This window comes from Synechococcus sp. H70.1, assembly GCF_047502705.1.
Taxonomy (GTDB): Bacteria; Cyanobacteriota; Cyanobacteriia; order Thermostichales; family Thermostichaceae; genus Thermostichus.
Genome location: NZ_JANSIV010000046.1, coordinates 1 through 8,076, shown reverse-complemented (window position 1 = coordinate 8,076; position 8,076 = coordinate 1). Strand labels below are relative to the sequence as shown.

Sequence of the window (8,076 nt, the reverse complement as noted above, 5' to 3'; positions counted from 1 at the left end):
CGACCGACCCCCTCGCAAATGGGTCTTGCATTCCTTGCCCCGCTTGGGTTTAATAAGGGTAGAGTTCCCCCTTCGGGGGGATCCCTAGAAATTGGAAACCTCCAAGGGCTCGTCAGTGCCCTCGAACAACTCGTGGTTCCCCTTCGGGGGGATCCCTAGAAATTGGAAACAATGTAACCCCCTAGCGTCGGGCCGCATTCTTCGACTGTGATTGTTCCCCCTTCGGGGGGAGCCCTAGAAATTGGAAACAGGGGCACAAGTTTCGGGTCCAGCAGGGCCACGTTGGTGGCGGTTCCCCTTCGGGGGGATCCCTAGAAATTGGAAACTGCAGAAATCTGCACTTTTTAGCAGAGAAAAGATCTCCGGGTTCCCCTTCGGGGGGATCCCTAGAAATTGGAAATACAGTTAGACACAATTACTGCTAGCCTTTTGGCGGCGGGTTCCCCCTTCGGGGGGATCCCTAGAAATTGGAAACCACGGGGAAGGACCGGGTTGCCCTCAAGTAGCCGTTTTGTTCCCCCTTCGGGGGGATCCCTAGAAATTGGAAACACTTCAATGGAGACCTCGTCCAAGGCCTCCAAAGGCACAAGTTCCCCCTTCGGGGGGATTCCTAGAAATTGGAAACACCACCCGGGAGATTATCCCCGAGGGTGGGAGAAATAGGGTTCCCCTTCGGGGGGATCCCTAGAAATTGGAAACGGTGACAGGAATCGGCTCACCATACATCCAGTCCTCCTCAGGGTTCCCCTTCGGGGGGATCCCTAGAAATTGGAAACACTATGAAAGTCCCCTCGATGCAGGGGCTTTGGAATTCAAGTTCCCCCTTCGGGGGGATCCCTAGAAATTGGAAACGATAATGGTGATAAGCTCAACGCTGCAATCCAACACTTGTTCCCCCTTCGGGGGGATCCCTAGAAATTGGAAACGGATTTAGCCTCTCTACCGTGTCATATCCTATGGCCTTGCAGGTTCCCCCTTCGGGGGGATCCCTAGAAATTGGAAACTGATGCCCGGACAAATTTAGACGGACAATCGTCATTTTCTCGTTCCCCCTTCGGGGGGATCCCTAGAAATTGGAAACAGGGGGATCCCTAGAAAGAAGAAAAGCGGCTACGGAACTCCGAGTAGATCTCGGCATAAGCCTTGACCCACTCGGAATCCGGCTGGATGAGGCGTTCCACCTGTACCAAGCGATCGGCAGCCTGCTGCACCAAACAGCACCAATAGGCTGAGGCGGCCAGGATGGCTGCCCCTACCGCCGGCTCCGGGTGCCTGACCACTGCCAGGGGGCGGGCGAGGATGCTGGCGCGCAGGCGCAGCCAGAGGGGGCTTTTGCAGCCGCCGCCAGTGGTTAACAGCGGCTCTTGCACCGGGATCCCGTGGGCCGCCAAGGTCTCCAGCCCTAGCCGCTCCACCATCGCCACCCCTTCCAAAAGAGCTGCATAAAAGCGAAGGGATCCCACTTCCGCCTGGGGCAAGAAGCCGGCAAATTCGCTATCCAGGATGGGAAAACGCTCGCCGGGCCGGCAGAGAGGATAGCTGACTAGGCCCGTGGGCAGATGGGCCTCCGCCTGCTGATCCAAGGCAGCAAAGTCGCCGCCGGGAAAGAAGTGGGGCAGGACGCCGCCGCCGCAGAAGGAGGCTGCCCCCGGCCACCAACCGCTTCGGTCGGGGTGCAGATGAGAATAGATACTCGGCGTCTGCACAGGGTCAGAGCTGTTGGCCTTGAAGATAAGAGTTGTGCCCAGGCTGGTGGAAACCTGCCCCAAGCGAGTAGCCCCTGCAGCCAATTGCCCAGCACAGCCATCGGTGATCCCGGCAGCAATCAGCACCTCTGATCCCAGCTCCCACTCAGGCCGCACCGTTCCCAGAACTGTTCCTGGCGCCACCACCTCAGGAAAGCGCTTGGGATCAAGGCCCTGTTGGGAGAGCCACTCCCGCGGCCAGGTGTAGGTTTCTAGGTCAAAGCCACTTTTCAGGGCATGGGTGTGATCAGTTACCCGCTGGCGGCCCCCCAGTTGGCTTAGGAGAAAGTCCGCCGGATGGGCCAGGTAGCTTTCTCGGTATTGGTCGGGATGGGCTTCTGCCCACCACAGCCAGCGGCTAAGCCCCCAACTGGCAGGGATCCCCAAGCGCTGAGCCTGGGCCTGGCCCCGCCGGTCGGAATAGAGCCAGGCCTGATCCAGCGGCATGCCCCGTCCGTCCACCGGCAGCACTGTACCCGAGGTGCTGCAGGCACTGAGGGCAACAATGGCGTAGCGATCCCCCAGTTGAGCTTTGAGGTGGCCCAGCAGCGCCTTCAGGGTGCGCAGCCAGCGGCCTGGATTGGTTTCTGGGGGATCCCAGGAGCGCTCGCTTTTGCCCACTATCTCCCCTGCTTCTGAGAGAGCTACCAGCCGCATCCCCGAAGTGCCCAGGTCGATCCCAAGAAACACAGGGGCCATAGAGCCTTCCTCGAAATTGGCTAAGCTGGCCTTAAACGCGGTAAAACCCTAAAAATCTCGGCTGCTGCGGGCCAAAGCCTCTTGGATATTGAGATCCAAATCCTTCACCGACTCCAGCACCGAGCGCGTAATCAGCTTGCCCGCTTGCACCAAAACGGCGCCAGTTATCGGGTGCAAAAGGGGCTGCTCCGCCCGCCGCCCAATCAACACCTCGATATCCTTAAAGGCATTGATGTACATCCCCACCGGCAATTCCACCACCACCCCTTCCCCCAGAACTCGCGCCTGGCAGGCTAGGCGAGAATTGGGCTGGCGGCTGGTGATCACCTCCAGGGTACGCTGCTCCCGCTTGGTCATTGGCGAGAGGGATTCCATCCCCTCTTTCACATACACATGGCAGGTGGCGCAGAGACCGCGCCCGCCGCACTCTTTCAACACATTCAGCTCTTCCTGCAGCAGCACCGAGAGCAAGTTGCTGTTGGTGGCCACTTCCGACACTTGGGCAATGGGATCCAACCGCACGCGCTTAACCATAGTCCCTCCTCCGTTACATCCCTTAACGCTAGCTTGCCTACAAGTAGGAAGGGGCTGCCATCTGCCTCTTGCCTGTATCCTTTTCTACTTCTGTTGGCCAGTCGAGCCGAGGAGGAGCAAGCTGGACAGGCTAGAGTGGATCCTGCCCCTGGCTTAGAGTCTTCTGGGGTTCGATCCCAGGTTCTGCTGGCATGAGTTCTCCAATCATCCAGTGGTATCCCGGCCACGTGGCCAAGGCCATTGGCCAATTGCGGGAACAACTGCAGCGGGTGGATGTGGTCATTGAGGTTTTGGACGCGCGGATCCCGCTGGCCAGTCGCCATCCCGATCTAGACAAGTGGCTGGGGCACAAGCCGCGCCTTTTGGCGCTTAACCGAGCCGATGCCATCGAGGCCAGGGATCTCAGAGCTTGGCAGGAGTATTTTTCCCAGCAAGGGATCCCTGTCTATCCCACCAATGGCCAATCGGGAGAGGGGGTGCCTCGCCTCAAGCAAGCCATCTTACAGCTGGGGCAGTCGGTGAATGAGCGGCGCCAGCAGCGGGGCATGCGGCCGCGGGCCATCCGGGCAGTGGTGGTGGGCTTTCCCAATGTGGGCAAGTCTGCCCTCCTGAATCGACTGTTGGGACGGCGAGTTGTTGAGAGCGCTGCCCGCCCTGGGGTAACCCGGCAACTGCAGTGGGTGCGGCTGGGAGGGGAGCTGGATTTGCTGGACTCACCGGGCATCCTCCCGCCTTCGCTGCCAGATCAACAGGCAGCCACGCTGCTGGCCATCTGCGATGACATCGGCGCAGCCGCCTACGACCCTGAGGGCGTGGCGGCCTACTTCGTGGAACAACTGCTGCAGGTGCAGCCCCAGGCCCAAGTCCTCCTGCAACGGCGCTACGGCTGGCCCGACCCGATCCCTCCTGGCAGCGTAGCCATCCAGGAGCTGGCCCAACGGCGCTACCGAGGCGATACCGAGCGAGCAGCAAGGCAAATTCTCAACGACTATCGCAAGGGTTGGCTAGGGCCTCTGGCTTTGCAACTCCCTCCCACCTCCTAGCACTCTGGCAGGAGGCTAGCTCCACCAGATGTATATCTTGCTACGGAATGCTGTAGGGTAAGTGATAGGATGGGTGTAGAACGTTAACTCCAATTAGCTTTTTCCCCACACTTAGGGGCGGGCTTAGCATCAACGGCCCGTCTTTGCTGCATTTTTTCGCAGCTTTTTCCCTTAACCTGCCTGCAGCCAGGTCGAGGATAAGCTGTAAGGAACTTCGGTGATCGATACTATAGGTAGCAGTTAAACCATCCTTCTTGTCAGGTTCCCATGGGTCAGCCTGCTGTGGCCACCAGTTTAGAAGGAGGCTTTGACCTAAGTAGCCTTGATTTTGAGGTGCCGGGATGGCTGCGGGCTTTGCTTTCTGGCGCTGAAGATCTCGGCGATGGGCTGCGATCCTACACGGCCGAAGAGGCAGATTTGCTGCGCCGGGCCTTCGAGTTTGCCTACTGCTTGCACAAGGGCCAAAAGCGGAAATCGGGGGATCCCTACATCACCCACCCAGTGGCCGTGGCCAGCCTGCTGCGGGAGCTGGGGGGCGATGCCGTTACTGTAGCTGCTGGCCTTCTGCACGATGTTGTGGAAGATACAGGCGTTACCCTGGAGGCCCTAGAGGCCGAATTTGGCCCTGAGGTTCGCCTGCTGGTGGAGGGGGTAACCAAGCTTTCTAAGTTTAATTTCTCCAGCAAAACCGAGCAGCAAGCGGAAAACTTCCGCCGCATGTTTGTGGCCATGGCCAAAGACATTCGGGTCATCGTAGTCAAGCTGGCGGACCGCTTGCACAACATGCGCACGCTGCAATATCTGCCCCCCCACAAGCAAAAGCAGATTGCAGCTGAAACCATGGAGATCTTTGCGCCTCTAGCCAACCGGCTGGGGATCTGGCACTTTAAGTGGGAACTGGAAGACCTGGCCTTTAAGTATCTAGACTACGAAGCCTATCGCCATATCCAAGAATTGGTTAACGCCAAGCGCAGCGAGCGGGAAGCAGAGATCCAAGCGTTTATTGAAGAGCTGCGCAAGCACCTCATTCAAGCGGGGCTAGAGCACTTTGAGATTAGTGGGCGGCCCAAGCATCTGTATGGCATCTATCGCAAGATGCAGCAGCAGCGCAAGGAATTCCACGAAATCTACGATCTCCTGGCGGTGCGGGTCATTGTGCAGACTGTAAGCGAGTGCTACCGGGTGCTGGCGGTTGTCCACAACTGCTTCCGTCCCATTCCCGGCCGCTTTAAGGACTATATCGGCCTGCCCAAACCCAACCGCTATCAATCTTTGCACACGACCGTGATTGGTCTGCAAGGGCGACCGGTGGAGGTGCAGATCCGTACTGAAGAAATGCACCGCGTGGCCGAGTACGGCATTGCCGCCCACTGGAAGTACAAGGAAGCTGGCAGCACCCCCGTAAAGCCTGAGGAGGAGCGCTTTACCTGGCTGCGGCAACTCTTGGAGTGGCAAAACGACCTCAAAGATGACAAAGAATACCTGGAGACTATTCGCGAGAACCTGTTTGAGAGCGAGGTTTACGTCTTCACTCCTAAGGGGGATTTGCTGGCCTTACCCCAGGGATCCTGCCCGATAGATTTTGCCTATCGCATTCACTCCGAAATTGGGGATCACTGCGCCGGAGCGCGGGTAAACAACAAGATCGTGCCGCTGGATACCCGCCTGCGCAATGGCGACATCGTGCAGATTATCACCCACAAGAATGCCCACCCTAGCCTAGACTGGATTAATTTTGTAGCTACCAGCTCGGCTCGCAATCGCATTCGCCAATGGTTTAAGCGCTCCAATCGCGAGCAGAATATTGCCCGCGGTCGACAGTTGCTGGAGCGGGAGCTGGGCAAAACAGGGTTCGAGGCCCTGCTTAAATCGGAGCGGATGCAAAAGGTTGCCGAGAAGCTCAACTACAGCAGCGTGGAGGATTTGCTGGCGGCGCTGGGCTATGGAGAGGTAACCCCCACGCAGGTAATCCATCGGCTGCAGGAGGCAAGCAAGCCAGCTACTTCCCCCCCACCCGAGGAGGGATCTTTGGCAGACGCCAAGCTGCTGCTGCCGCGGGGCAATGGAGCTGGAGCTTCCCGCCGATCCCAATCCCTTATCCTAGGGGTAGAGGGCCTGAAACATCAATTAGCCAAATGCTGCAACCCGCTCCCAGGGGATCCCATCCTGGGCGTGGTTACCCGCTTCAAGGGCATCACCATTCATCATCGCGATTGCCCGCGGGTGGCTCAGGTTCCGGGTGAGCGGCTGGTGCCGGTGCGCTGGAACGAGGAGCGATTGCGGCAGAGTACCCAGACTTACCCTGTAGAGCTGCGCCTGGAGGTCATCGACCGGGTTGGCGTACTGCGGGATATTCTCTCCCGCCTTTCCGATCAAGGCATCAATGTGCGCAATGCCAAGGTGCAAACCTTTGCCAATCGCACTGCCTCCATTGACCTCTGCATTGATGTCCGCGACGCCCAGCAGCTTGCCCAGGTTCAAAATCAGCTGCGCCAGCTTTCCGATGTGCTGGTACTGCGCTCCCGCCACTACCAAAACGGATCCCGCCAAATGGCTGCTGCTTTCCCAGATAACGGTAGGGAAGGGGGTCAGGATCGGGATGCAGACACCCCCACAAAGATGGGGTAGAGTGGTCTTGACTGTATAGGACCCGTGGGGCATGCTGTGGCGGCTTGGGGAGGGACTATTCCCAGAGCGTGGCGTAAGCCATTGCAGCCTGCACCCTATGCGCTAGCAGGTGCAACAGCATGTCACGATGATGGAGGTGGCTAACACAAGCGGAGGATCTCGGCATGGCAGCAGCGAAAGAGGGGCATTTGACCCTAGTGGGCCGGCAGCTTTCCAAGGTGGTGTTGCTGCTGGGGCTTTGCCTTAGCTTGATAATGGGTGCCTGCTCAGCAAGCCCCAACCTGCGAGTCTACCGGGATCCCAGCGGAGCTTTTGCCTTTGCCTACCCCAATGGCATGGTGAGCGTGAAGCTCAGCCCTGGGAAAGGGCTGGCAGTGCTCCTGCGCGACCTGGTATACGAGACCGAAAACATCAGCCTAATGATTGCTCCCTTTGACAAGGGAGAGACGATTGCGGAGCTGGGGGGCCCAGAGGAGGTGGGGCAGTTGGTGGCGGAGAAGATCATTGCCCCTGAGGGATCGGGTCGCTCAACCCAGCTCTTGGCAGCCGAGGCCTTTGAGCGGCAAGGGCAGCCCTACTACCTGTTTGAGTACCAAACCAATATCGGATCCCAGCTTCGCCACGAGGTAGTGACGGTAACTGTGCGCCACCACCGCCTCTACACGCTAACGGCCTCCACCCAAGAATCCCGCTGGCCGCAGGTGCAAGCTGCCTTTAGGAAGGTGGGCCATTCTCTGACTGTTTCCTAAAGTTGAACAGAGGGGCTTTGGGTAGGCTAGAGCTAGATTTTTAGCCCGCCAAGAATCTGGTGCTAGAACGGTCAAAGGGGATCCCGACTCTCTTCAGCTGCTCCCATGACGGTTTACGTGGTTCAGATTAGCGACCTACATCTATTTGCCAAACCACATCGGCAGCTGCTGGGGGTGGACACAGAGAGCTCTTTTCTAGAGGTGCAGAAGGCAATTGCCGCCTTGGATCCCTTGCCCGATCTGCTGCTGCTTACCGGGGATCTTGCCCAAGATGGCAGCGCCGCCGCCTACGCCCGTTTGCGAGAGCATCTCCAGGCTCTTCCCATTGATACCTACTGGCTGGCGGGGAACCACGATCGCCTACACACCATGAACCTAGAGCTCCAGGGCGGGCGGCTCCACGCCGAGAAAAGCTTCAGTCGCGAGAACTGGAGCTTCATTTTACTGAACTCGCTGGTGCCAGGCAAAGATAGCGGCTACCTGACAGATCGCACCTTGCTTTGGCTCCGACAAGAGCTACAGCGCAGCCGCGCCAATCACTACCATGTGCTCCTAGCCCTGCACCACCCCCCTTTTTCGGTAGGTTCCGATTGGCTGGATCAGAGTGCGCTCCAGCAGCCGGAGCGGTTGTTTGAGGTCTTGGACGAGTTCGACCACATCCGCCTGGTGATCTTTGGC

Annotated in this window: 6 protein-coding genes and 1 CRISPR repeat array; of the genes, 4 read left to right on the top strand and 2 right to left on the bottom strand. The window is 58.5% G+C overall.

The annotated features are described in order from the left end of the window. Positions 1–63: 63 nt before the first annotated feature. Positions 64–1,081: direct repeats of the CRISPR family, unit length 36 nt; unit sequence GTTCCCCCTTCGGGGGGATCCCTAGAAATTGGAAAC. Between the two features lie 10 nt (positions 1,082–1,091). Together NW827_RS03680 and NW827_RS03675 are read right to left on the bottom strand one after the other, a co-directional pair. Continuing rightward, a complete protein-coding gene (locus tag NW827_RS03680) occupies positions 1,092–2,444 on the bottom strand; it encodes an FGGY-family carbohydrate kinase (protein ID WP_414404425.1) in 1,353 nt (450 codons plus the stop codon). 48 nt (positions 2,445–2,492) lie between these two features. After that, a complete protein-coding gene (locus tag NW827_RS03675) occupies positions 2,493–2,978 on the bottom strand; it encodes a 2Fe-2S iron-sulfur cluster-binding protein (RefSeq protein ID WP_414404426.1) in 486 nt (161 codons plus the stop codon). A gap of 191 nt (positions 2,979–3,169) precedes the next feature. Here NW827_RS03675 and ylqF point away from each other — a divergent pair, with 191 nt between their 5' ends. The 4 genes from ylqF to NW827_RS03655 form a co-directional block, all read left to right on the top strand. After that, positions 3,170–4,021, top strand: coding sequence for a ribosome biogenesis GTPase YlqF (gene ylqF, locus NW827_RS03670; RefSeq protein WP_414404427.1), 852 nt, complete (start codon positions 3,170–3,172; stop codon positions 4,019–4,021). A 267-nt stretch (positions 4,022–4,288) separates the two neighbouring features. Then, positions 4,289–6,649 (top strand): RelA/SpoT family protein, encoded by a 2,361-nt coding sequence (locus tag NW827_RS03665; RefSeq protein ID WP_414404428.1) that lies wholly within the window; start codon positions 4,289–4,291, stop codon positions 6,647–6,649. Positions 6,650–6,813: 164 nt separating this feature from the next. Then, positions 6,814–7,398 (top strand): photosystem II reaction center PsbP, encoded by a 585-nt coding sequence (psbP, locus tag NW827_RS03660; RefSeq protein WP_414361622.1) that lies wholly within the window; start codon positions 6,814–6,816, stop codon positions 7,396–7,398. Positions 7,399–7,503: 105 nt separating this feature from the next. Beyond that, on the top strand, positions 7,504–8,076 hold a 573-nt coding region (locus NW827_RS03655; protein WP_414503352.1), incomplete at its 3' end, for a metallophosphoesterase.